Origin of the sequence: Kitasatospora sp. NPDC094028 (assembly GCF_049543595.1) — a bacterium.
In the GTDB taxonomy this organism is placed as follows: Bacteria; Actinomycetota; Actinomycetes; order Streptomycetales; family Streptomycetaceae; genus Kitasatospora.
Genome location: NZ_JBMVFA010000003.1, coordinates 318,494 through 337,991, shown reverse-complemented (window position 1 = coordinate 337,991; position 19,498 = coordinate 318,494). Strand labels below are relative to the sequence as shown.

Below are 19,498 nucleotides of genomic sequence, written 5' to 3'. Positions count from 1 at the left end.
AGGTGCCCCAATTCGACAAATCCGTTCGCGCAAGTACCGCTGTCCGGCACAATGACGCGCATGACCAGCGCCGACGACCCGATGAGCTCCCCGGCCGACGACGCCGGCCGGGCGTACCGGCCCTTCGCGCACCTCACCACCGAGGGCTGCGGGCTCTACCGGCGCGTGATGGGCGTGTTCGTTCGGGCCAAGCAGGAGTTCACCGTCCACCTGCGCCCGGAGGACGTCCACCTCGGCTTGCCGGCGGAGGACCGGCCACCACTGGAGGCGGTGACCACCGCGCTGGAGCGGCTCGCCAAGTGGGGGAACCTGAGGGCGGATCCGGACACCGGGCGGGTCACGGCACTGGAGGACTTCTACCGGTCCCGCCACATCTACCAGCTGACCCGTGCCGGGGAGGCCGCCGAGGAGGCGCTGGCCGCGTACGACGAGTCGCTCGGCAGGCGGGGCGAGCTGCAGGCGGTCGCGCTGGCCGACATCGCCGTGCAACTGCGGGCGCTGCTGGCGCTGGCCGACCAGGCCGAGCCGGACCCGGCGGTGGCGCACCTGTCGCTGCGCGCCCTGGTGGACCGGTTCACGGAACTGGCGGAGAACGCCCGCGCGTTCATGGGCTCCCTCCAGCGCACCGTCGACTTGCACGAGGCCGAGGTGGAGGTGTTCCTCGCCTACAAGCAGCGACTGATCGACTACCTGGAACGGTTCATCCAGGACCTGGTCACCCGGGGCGCCGAGATCGCCGGGCTGCTGGACGAACTCGGCACCTCGCAGGAGGGGCCGATCGGCCCGCTGCTGGCCATGGCAGTCCGGCGCGAGGCCGCCGACGCCGCGCCGGACGTGGTGGCGCAAGCGCTGGCGGCCGGACAGCGGCGCTGGCACGGCCGGTGGGACGGACTGCGGTCCTGGTTCCTGAGCGTGCCGGGCCGCAGCTCGCAGGCCAAGCTGCTGCGCGCCGCCGCCCGCCAGGCGATCCCCCAACTGCTCAGCGTCGTCCAGGCGCTGAACGAGCGGCGAGCAGGCCGCTCGGACCGCTCGGCCGACTTCCGGGAGCTCGCCCGGTGGTTCGCCGAGGCGCCCGACGACGACTCCCGGCACCGTCTCTGGCGATCGGCCTTCGGGCTCCATTCCGCCCGTCACCTGACGATCGACCAGGACGCGCTGGCCGAACGGGAGGACGGGCCGGCACCCGCCTCCACCCCCTGGCGCGACGCACCCGGCGTACGGATCAGCCCTCAGCTGCGCCGAACGGGCTCCTACGAGCGGCGCGGCCGCGCCCGGGCCGTGCAGGACCGTGGCGAGGCCAAGGCGTACCTGGCCGAGCTGGCCCGCAAACAAGCCGAACAGACGGCGGCGGTGCGGGTCCGGCTGGCCACCCGCGGCCAACTTCGGCTCAGTGAGCTGGACGTACTGGACCGGGAGGCGTTCCGGCTGTTCCTGCAGCTTCTCGGCGATGCCTTGTCATCCTGGCGCCCCGGAACCGAAGCGATCTCGACCACCACCAACGACGGGACGATGGAGATCAGACTGACCAGGTTGCCGGGCGGAGGGATCGCTGAGATCCGCACCCTCGACGGCGTGCTGTCCGGCCCCGAACACCTCATTGAGATCATCGATCTGACGAGCACGTACGAGCCCGTGGAGGCAGATCGTGAGTGACAACCGCCTCGGAGACGCCCTCGCCGCACAGCGCGCCGCCGAGGTGCGACGGGCCGCACGGGCCCTGCTGCGCCGCCCGCTGCTGCGAGCCGGAGGCTCCCACGCGGACGACTTCCGGCTGGTCCGCCAGCACACGACCGAGTTGCGCACCTGGTTCGAGCGGAACACCGGATGGGCGCTGCTGGTGGACTCCGACGTGGCCCGGCTGCGCCGCATCCCGGGCCGGGCCGACGATCCCACGCATCCCGCCCGGGACGGGCGCACCGGCCTGCCGTTCTCCCGACGCCGCTACGTCCTGGTGTGCCTGTGCCTGGCGGCGCTGGAGCGGGCCGACCAGCAGATCGCCCTGGGGCGACTCGCGGAACAGGTGGTGCTGGCGGCGGCTGATCCGGTACTGGCTGCCGCGGGGCTGGAGTTCACGCTGGGTGACCGGGAGCAGCGTGCTGACCTGGTGGCCGTGGTCCGGCTACTGCTGGAGTGGGGCGTGCTGGCCAAGGTGGCCGGTGACGAGGATGCCTTCCTGAAGTCGGCCGGGGACGCCCTCTATGACGTGGACCGGCGGGTGCTCGCCGTCCTGCTCGTCTCCCGGCGCGGCCCGAGCACCGTACACGCGGCCGGCTTCGAGGAACGGCTCGCTGAACTCAATGCCGAAGTCCTCCCGGACAGCGAGGAGTTGTACAACCGGGCGCTGAGACAGAGCCTGACCCGACGGTTGCTGGACGATCCGGTGCTGTACACGGAAGGGCTGACCGGGCAGGAGAGCTCCTACCTCACCTCCCAGCGCGGTGCGTTGACCCGACGCATTGGCGAACTCACCGGTCTCGTACCGGAGGTGAGGGCGGAGGGCCTCGCGATGGTCGACCCGGACGACGACCTCACCGACGTGCGGATGCCGGAGTCGGGCACGGACGGCCACGTGACCCTACTCGTGGCCGAGTACCTCGCCGAACGCGGCGGTGCCGTTCCGCTGACCGACCTGCACCGGCAGGTGGCGGACTGGGCGGTCGAACACGCCGGTTTCTGGCGCAAGAGCGCGACCGCTCCCGGCACCGAGACGGAACTGGTCGAGCAGGCCGTGGAGCGGCTGGTCGCGCTCGGGTTGCTCGCGCGGGGGGAAGCGTCGGACGGAACCACGCTGGTGCGGCCGAGACCCGCCCTGGACCGTTATCGGGTCGGTGAGACCGTCCTGCTCGAGCCCGGCCAGAGCGCCCCCCGAAGGAACACGAAGGCGTCCGCCGGCCGTACGAAGGGCACGAGGAAGCGATGAACACCATTGACGGGACGCGTCTGCCGCTGCCCGGGCGCACGCGCTGGCAGCCGCTGCGGGTCGGCCTGGTCGACCTCTTCTACTACGACGTCGAGGAGTTCCACTTCCGCGACGGTCGGCTGCTCCTGCGCGGCAACAACGGCACCGGCAAGTCCAAGGTCCTCGCCCTGACCCTGCCTTTCCTGCTCGACGGCGACCTCTCCTCGCACCGGGTGGAGCCGGACGCCGACCCGAAGAAGCGGATGGAGTGGAATCTGCTGCTCGGCGGCGAGCACCCGCACCCCGAGCGGCTCGGCTACACCTGGATCGAGTTCGGCAGAAAGGACCAGGACGGCACGACCCGGTACCTCACGCTCGGCTGCGGCCTGAAGGCGGTCAGCGGCCGGGGAATCGCCCGGCACTGGTACTTCGTGACCGACCGGCGGATCGGCCCGGAGCTGCGGCTGGTCGACTCGACCGGCGCCGCGATCGGCCGGGACCGGCTGATCGAAGCACTGGACGGTCGCGGACTGCTGTACGACTCGGCGCGGGCCTACCGGCGCGCCGTGGACGAAGCGCTGTTCGGGCTCGGTGAACAGCGGTACGCGGCCCTGGTGGACCTGCTGATCCAGCTCCGCCAGCCGCAGCTCTCCAAACGCCCCAGCGAGAAGGCCCTCTCCCAGGCCCTGACCGAGTCGCTGCCGCCGATGGACCAGGCCGTGATCGCCGACGTGGCCGAGGCGTTCCGCTCGCTGGACGAGGAGAAGGAACAGCTGGCGGTGATGGCGTCCGCCGAGCGCGCGGCGGGCGCCTTCCTTCAGCACTACCGCCGGTATGCCCGAGTGGCCGCCCGCCGCAAGGCCCGCGCCCCTCGTGCCCAGCACTCCAGGTTCGAGTCCCTGCGTGCCGAACTGAACACCGCCGAGCAGGACTTCGCCGCCGCCGGCGAGGCCGTGGACGCGGCCGGGGCCCGGCTGGAGGAACTGGACCGGCTGCGCGCCGGCCTGCGGGCCAGGGACGAGGCCCTGCGGGCCGGCCCGGAGATGCGCAGCGCCCGGGAACTGGAGCAGGCCGCCGCGCTGGCCGAGCGCACCGCGAAGGAGGCCGAGCGGGCCGAGGCGGACCGTCTCCGGGCCGAGGGAGAACTCTCCCGCTCCACAGCGAAGTTGGGGGCCTCCAGGTCTCGCGTGGAGGCGGCTGAACGGGCCCGGGGCGAGGCCCTGGAGCGGGCGGGCGGGGCCGCTGCGGAGGCCGGACTGGACCGGGAGCACGACGAACGGGTCGCGCTTCCCCTCGCGAACGGTGAGGTGCCCGAGAGCGCGCAGCGGAATGCGGCGGACTTCACCGGCCGCCGTCAGCGCTCCATCGCCCTCGTCGAGGAGCACCTCGGGAGGGCCCAGGAAGCGCTGCGGGAGCTGGACCGGGCCCGTGGCCGGCTGGAGGACGCGGACGGGGCTCTGGCGGGCGCGGCCGAGCTGCGGGCCGAGGCCCGGGAACGGACGGCCGTGGCAGGCCGGGACTACGTCGGCGCCGTCCGGGCGCATTTCGCCGGCTGTGAGCTGCTCCGCCCCGGAAACCCGGAGGGCGTTCTCGACGAACTGGACCAGTGGGTGCGGACCCTGGCCGGTGGCGATCCCTCCCGTGCGGCAGCCCAGCGGGTGGCGTCCGCCGTCGAGTCCGAACTCGCCCGCACTCGTGCGGAACTGGACGCCGAACGGCGGACGGCGGGCGGGCACCGTGAGCGGCTGCTGGCCGAGCTGGCCGACCTGAGGGCCGGCCGCCGGCGTGCTCCGGAAGTCCCTTGCACCCGCTCGCCCGAGGCCCGGGAGGGCCGCTCCGGTGCACCCCTATGGCATCTCGTCGACTTCACGGGCGATGACCTGACTGATGACCAGAAAAGCGGTATCGAAGCAGCCTTGGAGTCCTCGGGGCTGCTGGATGCCTGGATCGATCCGGACGGGACGGTGGTGACCGCCGGTCTCGGTGACACCCTGGCGACCGCCGGTCCTCCGGTCGGCGGACCCTCGCTGGCGGCTGTCCTGCAGCCGGCCGTCGACCGCGCCGACCCGGCCACGTCCGCGATGTCGGACGAGCACGTGGCGCGGCTGCTCGCCGGTATCGGGCTGTTGCGCCCGGGCGACGAACTGCCCGACAGCGGCAGCTGGATCGGCCTGGACGGGCGGTTCCGCCTCGGCGCGCTCGCCGGCGCCTGGTCCAAGCCGGCCGCCGAGTACCTGGGCGAGGGCGCCCGCGAGCAGGCCAGGCGCGCCAGGACTGCCGCCGTCGAGGGGGAACTCGCTAGGTTGGACGAGCAGTTGGCGAAGCTCCGGATCCGCGCGGAGCGGGTGGAGGCGGCTGCCCGTACCCTGGCGGCCGAGCAGACCGCACTGCCGGACGACGCCGACCTGCGCGGCGCGCACGCCGCTGCGGCGGCGGCGCACCACGAGTACGCGCGGGCCGCCGCACGGCGCGGCGAGGCCGAGAGCGCGGCAGCCGGAGCCGCGGCCGTTGCCGAGGACGCCGGCGGCGAACTGCATGACCTGGCCGAGGAACTCGGTCTCCCGGCCACGAGCGCCGGCCTGCGGGGGGCGCTGGACGCCCTCGGCGCGTACCGGGAGTCCCTGGCCTCCCTGTGGCCCGCCGTCCGGGAGGCCCGTGCCGCCCGCGCCGCGCTGGCCGACGAGGAGGCCGATCACGGCCGAGCCGCCGAGCACACCGCCGAACTGGCCGATCGGGCCCTCGACTCGGCGCGCGAGGCCGTCGCGGCAGGGGAGCGGCACGAGACGCTCGCCGCCACCGTTGGTGCCGCCGTCGCCGAGCTGCAGCGCCAACTCGCGGATGTTAAAGCAGCGTTGAGGGACTGCGCCGAGAGCGAGCGAGTCACCCGCCGGGACCAGAACGACGCCACCGGCCGCCGGGCCGCCGCAGGTGCCGTCCAAGCCCGGGTCCGCGTCGAGATCGAGGAGGCCGGCCGGCTGCGCGGGGACGCGATCGAGGCGCTGCGCCGCTTCACCACGACCGGCCTGCTCGCCGTGGCCCTACCTTCGCTGGCAGAGGAACACGCACAGGACTCCTGGGCGCCCGAACCGGCTGTCCGCCTCGCCCGTGCCATCGAGCGGGAACTGGAATCCGTCGAGGCTGCAGGCCCGGCCTGGGAGCGTGTTCAGCGCCGGATCACCGAGGAACTCAAGGACCTCTCCGACGCCCTCGCCCGCCACGGCCACACCGCCGCGGCCCGGATGTCGGAGGAAGGACTGGTCGTCGACATCGTCTTCCAGGGGCGCGAGCGCTCCGTCCCCGAGCTGGCGACCGCCCTGGCCACCGAGGTCGCCGACCGGCAGCGGCTGCTCTCCGCCCGGGAGCAGGAGATCCTGGAGAACCACCTGATCACCGAGGTCGCCGGCACGTTGCAGGACCTGGTGAGTTCCGCCGAGCAGCAGGTGCTGCGGATGAACGGCGAACTCAAGGACCGCCCGACCAGCACCGGCATGCTGCTGCGGCTCGTCTGGCGGCCCGCCCGCAACGCCCCCGGCGGCCTGGTGGCGGCCCGTGACCGCCTGCTGCGCCAGTCCTCGGACGCGTGGACGACGGCCGACCGGGCATCGCTCGGCGAGTTCCTCCAGGCTCAGATCGAGCGGGCTCGCACCGACGATCCGTCCGGGACGTGGCTGGATCACCTCACCACCGCCCTGGACTACCGCTCCTGGCACGAGTTCGGCATCGAACGCCATCAGCACGGCAAGTGGCAGTCCGCCACCGGCCCCGCCTCCGGGGGTGAACGGGTGCTCGCCGTCTCGCTGCCGCTGTTCGCCGCCGCGTCCTCCCACTACGCCTCGGCCGGCAACCCGCACGCACCGCGCCTGGTCACCCTGGACGAGGCGTTCGCCGGCGTGGACGACGACTCCCGGGCCAAGTCGCTCGGCCTGCTCGCGGCCTTCGACCTGGACGTGGTGATGACCTCCGAACGCGAATGGGGTTGCTACCCGCAGGTGCCCGGGCTGGCCATCGCCCAGCTCTCGCGGGTCGACGAGATCGCCGCCGTCCTGGTCACCCGTTGGGAGTGGGACGGCCGGCGCCGAACCCAGGCGCCGAACCGCGAAGTCCCGGGGCCACGTCAGGAGAGCGTGTTCTCCTCATGATGGACATCCCCCGACTCCAGCGCCTGATCGGCACGCCCGAACTCGCCTGGCTGCTCGACCGTGTCCGCCGGCGTTTGGAGACAGGGCAGCCGCTCGACGGCACCGTCACCCTGAGCGGCGCCTCCGACCCACAACGGGCTGCTGCCGCCCGGCTGCTGGGCCGCGCGCCGCGCCCCGGACTCTCGCTGTCCGTGCCGCTGGCCGCCGTCGACCGGGTACTCCGGGCGAGTGGTGCCAGTCCCGGCGGCCTGGAGGCCGCCGTCGTGGCACTCACCGGCGCGGTCGTGCCCCGGCAGGAGGCGGCCGACCGGCTGGCCAGGGCCTGGGACGACGCCTTCGCCCCGTTGGCGTCGCTCGTGAACACTCGCCCCGAACTCGCCGACTGGTACGCCTCCTTGCACGCCACTGGCCTCGTCCGCCGACTGGCTGGACGCCCCGACGAGGCGGCGCCGCTGCTCGCCGGTCTCGCCCGGCTGCTCCCCGGCCTGCCCGCCTCGCCACCGCGCTCGCTGAGCACCTTCGCCGCCGAACACACCGGCGATGCCCACGCCCTCGACCGCGGCCCGCTGGCGACCCTCACCCTGGACGCCGTCCGGGCCCTCACGGGCACCCCACCCGGCGACGGCGCCCAGGCGCGGCGCGACACCTGGGCGGCGGCCGGGCTCCTGCTCGACGAACTGTCCTCACAGGTCCTCGCCCTGAACCTCCCCGGCGACCGCACCTCCGCCACCGGACGGGCCCTCGACGCACTCGGCGAGGTCGGGCAGCCGATGGTACTGACGCTCCGTCAGCTCGTCCGTGACGCGCCCTCGCCACCGTCTGGCGGCACCGCATACGTCTGCGAGAACCCCGCCGTCGTCCTGGCCGCCGCCGACCGGCTCGGCCCAGCGTGCCCTCCGCTCGTCTGCCTCCAGGGACAGCCGAGCGCAGCGGCCCTGCGGCTGCTGACGTCGTACGCCGACGCCGGATGGCGCTTCCGCTACCACGGCGACTTCGACTGGGGCGGCATCCGCATCGCCACCCGCCTGCTCACCCACGTTCCGTGGACCCCGTGGCGTTACACGGCCGCCGACTACCGCGCCGCCCTCGACACACACGCCGCCACCGCGGCCCTGGCCGGCACCCCGACCGACGCCCCCTGGGACCCGCCCCTGAGCCTGGAACTCCTCGCCTCCGGCCGGCGCATCGAGGAGGAACTGGTCCTGGGCGATCTCCTCACCGACCTGGCCGACCGGCCCGCGAGGGGGTGAGACCCCCTGGCCGCGGGAGTGCGCACGAGGAGCACCTCCACACTGCCCGGTGACCAAGGGGTGGCGGCTGTTCGTACGGTGCCTGTCGATGGTGCCGCTTAATCTGTAAAACAACGACGCGTCAGGCAGCGGTAGTTGCACAATGGACTCGTTCCGAACCGTCTGCCCGATTCGCATCTTTGTGCCTGTCGGGCACAGGCACCACCAAGAACGGACAACGATGGGACTGATCTTCCTCGGGAGCGGTGTGGGCTCTCGGGAGTCGGGCCGCGAGGAGAGGTCGGATCCGAGGTGCGGAATCCGTGCCAGCGCCAGCGGCTCTGAAAGGCCGTCCGCCGCTGCGATGGTGGAAGGCCCGGTGTGACCGCACTCCAGATCGCTCCTGTGCGCGTGTGGCGACCCTACGACGACGCTCCCCTGATCACCCGGGAGATGATCTCAGGGCTGGGCGCCTGTGACCCCGAGGCGCGGGATCGGCTACTGACCTACCTCGGGGCGCTGGTGGCGTGTCGATCCGCTCCCGTGCACACGGCGGTGGCCTTCAACGCGGTGTACTTCGGCTACGACGTCGCCGCCGGGGGGTACGTCGGTGGGCCCCTGGACATCGGGGACTTCCCCGCGGTGGCGCTCGGCGACCAGGTGGATGCGCTCCCCGTGGGCGCGATGATCAACATCCGGACGGCCGGGGATTTGCTGCCCGCGGAGATCGTCTACAAGGAGGGGGCGCATCCGGAGGTCGGGCCCTACGGTGAGACTCCGGCGTGGCTTTCCGGGGCGCCGGCAGGTGCGCGAGGACCGGGCCGCCTCGCACCGCACCGGTCGACTGCTCCCGCTCTCCGGGAACGGCTCGTGTTCGACACGACGGCGTTCGGGCAGGACCTGGCTCCGACCGCGAGCCGGTTGCAGCGCCTGCGTCGACAGGGCAGGACCGACGAGCTCGAGCACCTGGTGGTCGAGTCCCGGTACGCGCTGGCGGACGCCGACCTCGGCGACACCGACTTCTACGCTCACTACTTGGTCGCTCGCGGCCGGGACCAGCTCACCAGCGCGCTGGCGCCGTCGCCACTTCCGTCGCTCATCGCGCCGGGGAGCGGCGAGGACGAAATGCTGGCGGCGGTGAGAGGGCTGATGGGCACCGTACGGGAGGCCCTGGCGTCACTGGACGCGGCGCGGATGTGGGGGGAGCACGTGTTCACCCGCGAGTCGATGGCACGAAGACTCACCGACGCCGGTTCCCTGGGACGCGACGACCTGGGTCGGTTGGCCGAGTCAACGGCAAGCCACGCCCTTCCGCGGACCAATCGCCGGGCCCAGGTCGCCGGACCGAAGCCGTCGTACACGGCGATCGGCGCGGTGCTACGGAGCAGGGCGGAGTGGCGGGACCGGATCCAGGGGACCGACTACCCGCTGGCCGTCTGCCACGCCAACTCCGTGCTGGCCGACTACGCGCGGCGTGAGCGCGACGAAGTCACCGGCCTGCTGCCGTCCGGAGTGCGACTGGCCCTTGACGACCGTTGGCAGGGCGGCGGTGTCTGGCGTGCCGTGTACGTGGGACAGGGCATCGACGCGGCAGAGGCGGACAGCTCGGTGGAGGAGCCGCTCGGGCGGGGCTGGGCCGAGTCGTTCCCCCGGCCGGTGCCGGGGCGCGCCTTCGTGCCGGAGCCGAAGCCGGACCCCGGTCAACCGGACTCGGACCCGATCCCGGATCCGGCGACGTCCGCTGCCGATCGGGTGCACGACGAGGACCGAGCAGCCGGGGCGACGGTGGAGCAGGCTGTCTCCGGTCCGTGGCCTGACGACGGTGACCTGGGGGCGCCGGTCATCCGCTCGGTGAACGACAGCCAGGTGGAGTGGGCCCAGCCGCTTCGACTGGCACATTTGCTGGAGGACTACCTGCCACTGCCGCGCCATGTCGCCGAGGAGTTCCGTGCGGCTGATGCCATGGCCGGTCCGGTCCGTGTCCTGTTGCAGCACGCCGGGCAGGAGCTCGCGCCGACTGCGGTCTGCCAGGACACGAACGTGACCGAGTGCGGGCGGGGCGTCCGGTTGACCGGTCTCATCTGGCCGTGGGAGTTCTTCCCCGGGATCTGGCTCTCGTTCACCTGGCAGCGAGGAAGTCGAGCGGTTCACGCACGGACGATGCTGTTGCCGCGACCGGTCACCGTCGACGGCGATCCCATCGCGCACCGCTACGATCCCAGGGTCCTCACCCGGGACGGGGTGGACGGCCTGGCGAGGAACGTCCGGAAGGCACCGGACCGGTCCGCCGCGCGCCTGCTGATGACCGCGGTCCGCCGGCTGGGCCTGCTCGACCAGTTCGGGCGGGCGATGCTGGCGCGGGCCGACGTGCCGGCGGCCGTGGAGGCCGTCATGGACGGCAGCGTGCCGGCCGCTGATCGGATTGACGTAGCTCTGGCCGATTCGCTCGACACCGGACGGCTGACGACCGCGCGAGGCAGCCGGGGAGCGGACGGTCGGTCGTACTTCCCGCCTCGGACGGGGCAGCCCCTTGAGGAACTCGTCTGCTACACACCGCAGCGCGTCGAGGTCCGGGGCGGAAACCCCGCAGTCGGCCGCGACCCGGACGGGCCGAGCTTTCCGGGCCAGCCGACACAGGAGCACGACGTGGCCGGATTCCTCCGCCGTATCGGACATCTCGGTCATGAGGCGACCGATGAGCAACGCGCGCTCTACCACGCGGATCACCGGAGATTCCGGCTGACTGGCCCGTCCGAGCTGCCGGCCGGATTCACCTACGTACGTCCGCACAAGCGAGGTCGCTGACCGTATGGCACCCGCTGTACACGGGTGCCCCCCTTCCCATCAGACAGGAGGCTGCATGACTTTTCCCCGTCAACCTCGGGCTGTCCCGCGCTTGGAGAGCGAACCGCCGCTCTTCGACATCGACTCACCGGAATCCAAGGGTGCTTCCCCAGAGTTGACCGAAGCTCTTGAGGCGCTCTCCGCAGTGGTCGCCGATGTTCGGTCGGGCGAGCCCAGGCCGCTGGCGGTCGCGCTCTTGCGGCTCACCGAGGCGGACATCGAGCACTCCCTCAACTCCACCCCGGTGCAGTGGCGCCGCAATCTCCTCAGTGCGCTCCGGATCCGGATCGACGGGACCCGGGTCAACCGGGCTCTGTGTCACGACGTGCTGACTCGACTCCAGCGGAGTCGGGACGCCTCGCGTGCCCATCATGTGGCCGGTCTGCTGACCCATCCGCTCTTCAACGACGTGGCACTGGCGGGCTTCAGGCACGCCGGAGGCGTTCCCGAGGACACCGCACAGCCGCTCACCCACCGCTGGAGCCCGGCTCTGCTGTGGCTGACCATCTGGTCGCACCTGGACGCGAGCATCGACCACGCTCCGCTGTGGGCGTGGGCGTTGCGACAGCCCTGGAGCACCGACATGGGGGTCCCGGTCAAGGCGGTTCTCGCCGCAGCCCAGCGGGTGGTGGAGCTGGCCCCGGACCCGCCCTGCGCCGATGACGGCGACGACGAGGAGGAACAGGCACTGAACACGTCCGAAACCCGGATCGAGAAGCCGGCCGATTCGGTGGGCGCGGTCGTTCCGGAAGGCGACTGCGCCGCCACGCCCGACACGCCGCAGCTGAATGCCGCACTGCAGCGGGTCGTTGACGGACTCGGGGCAGCCGTCGAGCCGGCCCGGCGGACCATGACCGCCATCACCGAGCAGTCTCGTCCGGCCGATGCGGATCTGGCGGCGCTGGTCGAGGTTGCCACGGCGTTCGACGTCGCGGTTCGCGGCCTGCGCGCGCACGGGGCCGTGATCACCACGGCCGACCTGGCCACCTGCGCCCGGGAGACCGATGCCGTGGTGCGCCGCCTTGCCTCTGCGCCGCTGCGTGAACGGCTCCGTGACGTGGCCCGGTTGACCAGCCGATCGGGCGGCGAGGCACTTGCGCCGGACCTGGAGACCGCCCGTCACCGAGCGGACGTCCTTGCGGGCGCCGCTGATTGGGGGGCGTCCGATCGGGAGGATGCCGAGGCGCTCGACGCGTTGTTGACCATGGTGGAACATGCCGCGGAGCTGCAGTCCACCGAGATCATCAGCCTGTTCCAGATCGCGTCGAGGAGCCGTTCGCTCGCCTACCTGACCGGTCGTTACCAGGAGTTGGTGCTGGGGCGGAGTCGTGCGGAGGAGTCGGAGGGCGACGCGCGGGCGGTTCCCGAGCAGGTGGCGCCCGGACACGAAGCATCCGTCTTCGCCGTCGAGACGGTTACGGCCGTCGCCGAGTCCGCGTGGACCGATGGCGATCCGGTGGCGCCCGGTGCTCCCCACCCGGATGACGAGCCGACCGCCGTCGGTCCCGCCGCCGGGACGGTGGACGTGGCGATTCCGGCACCCTCGCCGGCGGAGCGGCTGCCGGAGGCACCGGTGGTGCCCGCGCCAGTGACGGCATCCGAGCTGCCGGCCGGTGGCCAGCAGCCGGAACCGGTCCACGTCACCGCTGTCCTGCCCACCCATGGCCCCGGGCCCTCCTCGGCCACGGGCGCGGCCGAGGACGTCGACTCGGAGTCCCGTTCGGCCCTCGCCCGGCTCATCGCGGCCCAACGCTACGGTCTGGCCGCCTCGCTGGCCGACAGCCTCGGCGAGCCGAAGCACCGGATCACCGCCCTCCAACTCGCCGCCTGTGCCGAGGCGGTGCGCTCGACGAGCAGCGAGAGCGTGTCGCGGATCCGTACGCTGCTGGCCGGCCCGGACCTCGGCGACCTCGCCGCGAGCCGGCCCGACGCCGCGTTGGCCACCGCAGCGCTTCTGCGGGCCGTGCTCGTCACGGGCGACCCCGAGGCCGGTGCCTCGCTCGGCAGGATCGCGACCGGGCTGCCGCTCGGCCTGGCACAGGTGGCCGACGAGGTGGCCCAGCGCGCGCTCAAGTCGCTTCTGGTGCACTCGCCGCCGCTGGCGCTGGCCCGTGACGCGGCCGAGTTGGAGCGTGCCCTGGAGGACGCCAGGGAGGACTGCAAGCAGGGACTCGACCAGATCCCGAGCATCCGCTTCCCGCGAGGTCAGAAGATCATCCGCCACTGGTGGGACCCGGAGAAGGGCCTGATCGGCTCCTTGATGCGACAGGCCGTCGAGGACGACCGCAGCCGCCTCGATGCGCTGTCGCGGGAGGTGAACGAGCTCAGGGAACCGGCTGTCATCCAGGACAAGCTGGAGCGTACGGACCGCCAGTTCATGTCGGCGGGTGCCCGCAGCCGCCTGGAGGGACCGGCCAAGCAGGACCTCCTGCGTCACACGGCCGACCGGCTGGCCATGGTGGACAAGTGGTGCCGCCTGGCTCAGGCGCTCGGTGCCCGTGACCGGGACTGGAGCGCCGACCAGGTGCAGGAGATGCGCCTGGTCGTCCTCGGCCTCCGGGACGACGTGTTGCGGGAGGTGCGCGAGCAGGCCGTGATCGCGGACGCCGTCGCCGCCGCCACCCTGGAGGCGACCGTCGTGCTGCTCGACCGGACCTTCGATCTGCTGTCCGGGGACGCCCGGCTCGACGACATCGAGCTCACCGCGGAGCTGGCCCTGCACGCGGAGCTCCTCAAGGTGTCGGGAGCTGGCATGGACCCGGCCACCGGTACGGTTCGCTACCCGGAGGTGCCCGCCGCCGAGCTCGCCAGTGCCGGTGAGCGTTCCTGGGAGGAAGCGGTCCGCTCCCAGACGAAGGCCGAGCACTTCGCGACCGCGCGCATACTCCTCGACCTCTGGACGAAGCGTCAGCTTCCCGGCCTGGGGGAGCAGACCCTGCCGTCCGCGGAGCTGTCCGGCGTCGTGTCCGATGCGGGCAGGCGGGTCTCGCAGGAACTGTGTGACCGTCGCCAGAATCTTGAGGAGTCCCTTCGGCGCGCTCGGGTCGATGGAGCCCTCACGGAAGAGGGCGAGCGCGTGCTCGAACGCCGGATCCAGGACGCCGTGCCGGATCCGGACCGCGACCTCGCCCACGTCAGGCGGGAACTTGAGGCCCTCTCGGGGGAGCTCAACCGGGCACGGGCCAGCCACACGGCCGCGCTGCGCGCTCGGCTCCAGGCGATCGACGGACTGCGCCCGGACGACCAGGAGCGGGTCGAGCAGTTGATCGACACCAGTGACCTGCTCACCGCCGACGAGCTGATCTCCCACCTGGTGAACGGCGAGAGTATCCCGGACACGCGCACCACGGACCGGAGCCTGGCGACGTTCTTCCCCGACGTGCCGAAACGGTTGGCGTCGGCGGGCATCTCCCGGGAGCTGATCGAGGCGGTACGTCAGCGGAGGCGCTTCCTGGAGTTGGAAGCACTCGATTACTCGGGACTGTCGCCCGAGATCGCGGAGCAGGCCGCTCAGGCGCTTGCCGGGTGGGCCGATCTGGCGGGCCGCAAGGGCAGCGCGCGCACGCAGGGCGTCCGCGAGAGCGAGTTGCTGGTGCCCGCCCTCCGGCTGATCGGCTACAGCAGCACGAAGCCGCCGCAGCGCGTCGAACAGCCGCGCTCCGGCAGTTATCGGTTCCTCGACGTCCCCTCGGTGTACTACACCGGGTCGGCACTGGTGCCCGACTTCGGCTCGGGCCTGCGGGGCAGCCTTCGGGTGATGCTGGTGTGGGACCGGCCCTCGGCCGAGACGCTGCTGTCATGGATCCAGCAGGATCCCAATCACGACAGCCTGCTCGTCGCCTATTTCGGCACCCTCTCGGTGCGTGATCGAAGCGCGCTCGCGGCACAGGGTGCCCACGGCAGGCGGGCGATCGTCGTCCTGGACGACGCCGCGTTGGCCCATCTCGCGGCCTGCGGCAATCAGCGTCTCGACTCTGCCATGCGGGTCCTGCTGCCGTTCTCCGCGGTCAACCCGTATGTCATGGGCAAGCGGGCCCCGGTGTCCGAGGAGATGTTCTTCGGCCGCCGGGAGGAACTCGCCTCCGTTCAGCGCCCCAAGGGTGACCAGGTGGTGTTCGGCGGCCGGGGACTCGGCAAGTCCGCACTGCTGACGGCGGCCGGACGGAAGTACCAGGCCCAGATCCCCAACTCGCGCCTCAGCCTGCTGCTTTCGCTCGACTCGACGTTCACCGGGACCAACGCCCCCTCCTCCGCGGTGTGGGACCGGATCGGTCGACAGTTGGTCGAACGGGACGCGCTGGTCCTGCCACGCAAGGTCAAGCCCGATGCGGTGCTGAGCTACCAGCAGGTGCTGACAGGGATGAAGGCATGGCTTCGGGAGGACTCCAAACGCGGGCTGTTGATCATGCTTGACGAGGCAGACGGCTTCTTCGAGAGCGACTCCCCGCAGTTCACGGAGACTCGACGGCTGCGAGACCTGGGCGGAGACACCGAGGACCGGGTCAAGATCGTGTTCGCCGGCCTGCACTCGGTGCAGCGGTACGCGAAGATCGCGGTCAACAGCCCGTTCAGCCACCTCGCACAGAGCCCCAGGGTGATCGGTCCGCTGCGACCGCAGGACGCCGTGAGCCTGCTCATCGAGCCGCTTGGGGTACTCGGCTACGCGTTCGAGGAGCCCGCGCTGGTGCACCGCATCCTCGGGCACTGCTCGTACCAGCCGTTCCTGCTCCAGATGTTCGGGCAGCGGCTGGTGCAGTCCATGCACGCCAAGCGGAGCGGAGCGGAGTCCGGACCGCCCTACACCATCACGCGCGCGGACGTCGAGGAGGTCCAGTCCGACCGGGCCCTCCGGGCCAGCATCACCGAGGCGTTCCACGACACGCTGCGGCTCGACTCCCGCTACAACGTGATCGCGAACGTCGTGGCCCACCACGCCCACCACTACGGGTTGGACGACAAACTCAGTCAGGTACGGCTGAGGGAGGAATGCACCTATTGGTGGCCGGAGGGCTTCGAGAGCCTGGACACGGACCAGTTCCGGGCCTACCTCTCGGAGATGGAGGGACTCGGCGTGCTCGCACCCGACCCCGACCACGGCGGCTGGCATCTGCGCAGTGCCAACGCGCTGAGCATGATCGGCAACCTGGAGATGGTGGAGGCCGAACTGGAGCAGGCCTCCAGCCGGAAGGTGGCGGAGCACTTCAGCCAGTTCGAGGCACGCTTCCAGTCGTCGGACGGCCACTCGCACTCGCCGCTCACCACGAACCAGATTGCCGACGTGCTTCCCGGGCAGGGCAACCAGGCCCGTCTGGTGATCGGCACCGTCGCCACCGGGATCGACCGGGTGAGTGTTGCCCTGAAGGAGGTAGCCAAGGCCACGTCCTGGGAGATCGCCCTGGTCTCCAAGTGGTCCGAGTACGAGCGCGAGCTCGTCCTGGGCCAGCCGAACACGAAGCGGGTCGTCGTGTCGGACCTGACGGTGAAGGGGCCCAAGGACAACAGGTGTCTGGCCACGCTGGAGAGTGCCGTCCGACGCGTCCCGACCGCGTCAGGTGTGACTCGCTCAACGGTCGTCATCGCAGGGCCCGAGCAGCAGGTCGTCTGGGAGGTCGCCCTCGGCGACGGCCAGAAGCACGGTGTCGAGATCGAGGCGATCTCGCTGCGCAGGTTCACGACGGACGGACTGCGCGCGTGGGCCCAGGACAAGGGGGTGTTCACCTCCGAGGCCCAGTTGGAGCGGCTCCGGGAAGGCACCGGCGGCTGGCCCCTCCTGGTGGACCAGTTGTCCGCCGCGCTCGACGAGGGACGCAATGCGGAGCAGGCGCTTCGGAAGGTCGTCGCGGACCTGGAGGAGAACCAGGGGGCGAAGGACTTCCTGACGGATGCCGGAATGATCCCCGGAACGCCGCAGTGGGCTGCCTACCGGGACGTCCTGGAGTTCATGACCTCGGACGGCATGCCCCTCGACGACCTGCACGCGGCGATCGAGACAGACAGGGAGGACGACCCGGAGGGCGTGGCCCACGCGCTCGTGCTGCTGCGCACGCTGCAGGTGTTCGACGTCGACGCCGCCGGTAGGCACCACCTCGAACCGGTTCTGCGGGAGTGCTGGGAGCGCGTCCACGCAGGCTGACCGTGCCCGGGGCCGGCGCACGCGCGCTGTGCGGCGGCCCGAAGCATGCGCGGGCGGTTCCGGCTCGGCCGAGACGCCCTACCCGGCGGACGGCGGCCCGGCGGGTGTCGCGAGGGCGGCGGGTGTCGCGAGGGCGGCGGCGGAGCCCGGGGCGAAGGGGGCGGGGTTGTGGCGGACGAGGTCGAGCAGGCCGGGGAAGCGGGTGTCGAGGTCGGCGCGGCGCAGCTGGGCCTTGCGGCTGTTGCCGCGGTTGATCTGCCGGATCAGGCCGGCCTCGCGCAGGACGCGGAAGTGGTGGCTGAGTGTGGACTTCGACACGCTGAAGCCGAAGGAGACGCAGGCCCGCTCGGTGGCGTCGGGGAGCTCCAGGAACTCCTGGACGATCTGGTAGCGCAGGGGGTCGGCGAGGGCGGTCAGAACGGCCCGCAGGTCCATTTCCCGGGGGCTCGGGTGGCCCTCCGCATCCGCCATGCGCTCGACTCCCGTCCCCGTCGCCCACCGCCCCGGCGACCCCGTCAGGTTGCCCGCGCATCGTACCTCGGAGGGGGTCGTCCGAGGTCGGAGGAGGTGGTCGGCCGGGACCGGCGGAAGCGCCGGAAGCGGGCGAAGCTACCATGTGGGCAACACCCTCAGCTCGAAAGATGGACTTGTGACTGTCAACGACGACGTGTTCACGGACTGGAAGAACCGCGAGGAGATCGCGGAGTCGATGATCCCGATCATCGGGCGCCTGCACCGCGAGAAGGACGTCACCGTCCTGCTGCACAGCCGGTCGCTGGTGAACAAGTCGGTGGTCAGCATCCTGAAGACGCACCGCTTCGCCCGCCAGATCGCCGGCGAGGAGCTCTCGGTCACCGAGACGTTCCCGTTCCTGCAGGCGCTGACCGCCCTGGACCTCGGCCCCACGCAGATCGACATCGGCATGCTGGCCGCGACCTACCGGGCCGACTCCCGCGGCCTGTCGGTCGAGGAGTTCACCGCCAAGGCCGTGATCGGCGCGACCGGCGAGAACAAGCTGGAGCGCCGGGACGCCCAGGACGTCGTCCTGTACGGCTTCGGCCGGATCGGCCGCCTGGTCGCCCGCCTGCTGATCGAGAAGGCCTCCGGCAACGGCCTGCGCCTGAAGGCGATCGTGGTCCGCAACGGCGGCGGCGACGACCTGGTGAAGCGCGCCTCGCTGCTGCGCCGCGACTCCATCCACGGCCAGTTCCAGGGCACCATCGTCGTCGACGAGGCGAACAACAAGATCATCGCCAACGGCAACGAGATCACGGTGATCTACTCCGACGACCCGGCCAAGGTCGACTACACGGAGTACGGGATCAAGGACGCGATCCTGATCGACAACACCGGCCGCTGGCGCGACCGCGAGGGCCTGTCGAAGCACCTGCGCCCCGGCATCGCCAAGGTCGTGCTGACCGCCCCGGGCAAGGGCGACGTCCCGAACATCGTCCACGGCGTCAACCACGACACCATCAAGCCGGACGAGCAGATCATCTCCTGCGCCTCCTGCACCACCAACGCGATCGTCCCGCCGCTGAAGGCGATGGAGGACGAGTACGGCGTGCTGCGCGGCCACGTGGAGACCGTCCACTCGTTCACCAACGACCAGAACCTGCTGGACAACTACCACAAGGCCGACCGCCGCGGCCGCTCGGCACCGCTCAACATGGTGATCACCGAGACCGGCGCCGCCTCGGCCGTCGCCAAGGCCCTGCCGGACCTGCAGGCGAAGATCACCGGCAGCTCGATCCGCGTCCCCGTGCCGGACGTCTCGATCGCCATCCTCAACCTGCAGCTGAAGCGCGAGACCAACCGCGAAGAGGTGCTGGACTACCTGCGCGAGGTCTCGCTGACCTCCCCGCTGAAGCGCCAGATCGACTTCATCGACTCGCCCGACGCCGTCTCCAGCGACTTCATCGGCTCGCGCCACGCCTCGATCGTCGACGCCGGCGCCACCAAGGTCGAGGGCGACAACGCGATCCTGTACCTGTGGTACGACAACGAGTTCGGCTACTCCTGCCAGGTCGTCCGGGTCGTCCGGTACATCTCGGGCGTCGAGTACCCGACCTACCCGATCCCGGCGCTCTGATCGGATCCGAGCGATCCCGGGTGACCCCCGGCTGAGCCCGTGCGGCGGGGGGGGGGCCGCGGGCCGGGGGCCCCCCCCCCCCCGGCGCCCCCCCCCCCGGCCCCCGGGGGGGGGGGGCCCGCCCCCCCGGGGGGGCGGGGGGGGGGGGGGGGGGCCCCGCGG

General features: G+C 71.7%; 8 protein-coding genes. 7 read left to right on the top strand and 1 reads right to left on the bottom strand.

Annotated elements, in window-relative coordinates; translation table 11 throughout:
• The first annotated feature begins 60 nt into the window (after nt 1-60).
• The 6 genes from ACPC54_RS07175 to ACPC54_RS07150 all read left to right on the top strand — a co-directional run bounded on the left by ACPC54_RS07175 (nt 61) and on the right by ACPC54_RS07150 (nt 17,244).
• Nucleotides 61-1,653: a TIGR02677 family protein gene (locus ACPC54_RS07175; RefSeq protein WP_498962100.1), complete on the top strand. Its 1,593-nt coding sequence runs from the start codon at nt 61-63 to the stop codon at nt 1,651-1,653.
• The gene (locus ACPC54_RS07170) at nt 1,646-2,920 is read left to right on the top strand and encodes a TIGR02678 family protein (RefSeq protein WP_498962098.1); all 1,275 of its coding nucleotides are present in this window, start codon (nt 1,646-1,648) and stop codon (nt 2,918-2,920) included. The genes ACPC54_RS07175 and ACPC54_RS07170 overlap by 8 nt, the downstream gene beginning before the upstream one ends.
• Entirely contained in the window at nt 2,917-7,038 is a 4,122-nt protein-coding gene (locus ACPC54_RS07165) for a TIGR02680 family protein (RefSeq protein WP_498962096.1), read from the top strand. Before ACPC54_RS07170 ends, ACPC54_RS07165 begins: the two co-directional genes overlap by 4 nt.
• Nucleotides 7,038-8,288, top strand: a complete 1,251-nt coding sequence (locus ACPC54_RS07160) for a TIGR02679 family protein (RefSeq protein WP_498962094.1) — start codon at nt 7,038-7,040, stop codon at nt 8,286-8,288. Before ACPC54_RS07165 ends, ACPC54_RS07160 begins: the two co-directional genes overlap by 1 nt.
• A 360-nt stretch (nt 8,289-8,648) precedes the next feature.
• Nucleotides 8,649-11,072, top strand: a complete 2,424-nt coding sequence (locus ACPC54_RS07155) for a hypothetical protein (RefSeq protein WP_498962092.1) — start codon at nt 8,649-8,651, stop codon at nt 11,070-11,072.
• A 91-nt stretch (nt 11,073-11,163) separates the two neighbouring features.
• Nucleotides 11,164-17,244: a hypothetical protein gene (locus ACPC54_RS07150; protein ID WP_498962090.1), complete on the top strand. Its 6,081-nt coding sequence runs from the start codon at nt 11,164-11,166 to the stop codon at nt 17,242-17,244.
• Nucleotides 17,245-17,322: 78 nt separating this feature from the next.
• Here the strand turns inward: ACPC54_RS07150 and ACPC54_RS07145 are convergent, their stop codons facing one another.
• Nucleotides 17,323-17,715, bottom strand: a complete 393-nt coding sequence (locus ACPC54_RS07145) for an ArsR/SmtB family transcription factor (RefSeq protein ID WP_498962088.1) — start codon at nt 17,713-17,715, stop codon at nt 17,323-17,325.
• A 178-nt stretch (nt 17,716-17,893) separates the two neighbouring features.
• On the opposite strand from ACPC54_RS07145, the gene ACPC54_RS07140 reads away from it, so the two are divergent.
• Nucleotides 17,894-19,336, top strand: a complete 1,443-nt coding sequence (locus ACPC54_RS07140) for a glyceraldehyde-3-phosphate dehydrogenase (RefSeq protein ID WP_498962086.1) — start codon at nt 17,894-17,896, stop codon at nt 19,334-19,336.
• The last annotated feature ends 162 nt before the right edge of the window (nt 19,337-19,498 follow it).

Excerpts from the sequence above, each read along its gene's own strand:
- ACPC54_RS07175 (WP_498962100.1), top strand. The coding sequence starts at position 61 with ATGACCAGCGCCGACGACCCGATGAGCTCCCCGGCCGACGACGCCGGC.
- ACPC54_RS07165 (WP_498962096.1), top strand. The coding sequence starts at position 2,917 with ATGAACACCATTGACGGGACGCGTCTGCCGCTGCCCGGGCGCACGCGC.
- ACPC54_RS07160 (WP_498962094.1), top strand. The coding sequence starts at position 7,038 with ATGGACATCCCCCGACTCCAGCGCCTGATCGGCACGCCCGAACTCGCC.
- ACPC54_RS07145 (WP_498962088.1), bottom strand. The coding sequence starts at position 17,715 with ATGGCGGATGCGGAGGGCCACCCGAGCCCCCGGGAAATGGACCTGCGG.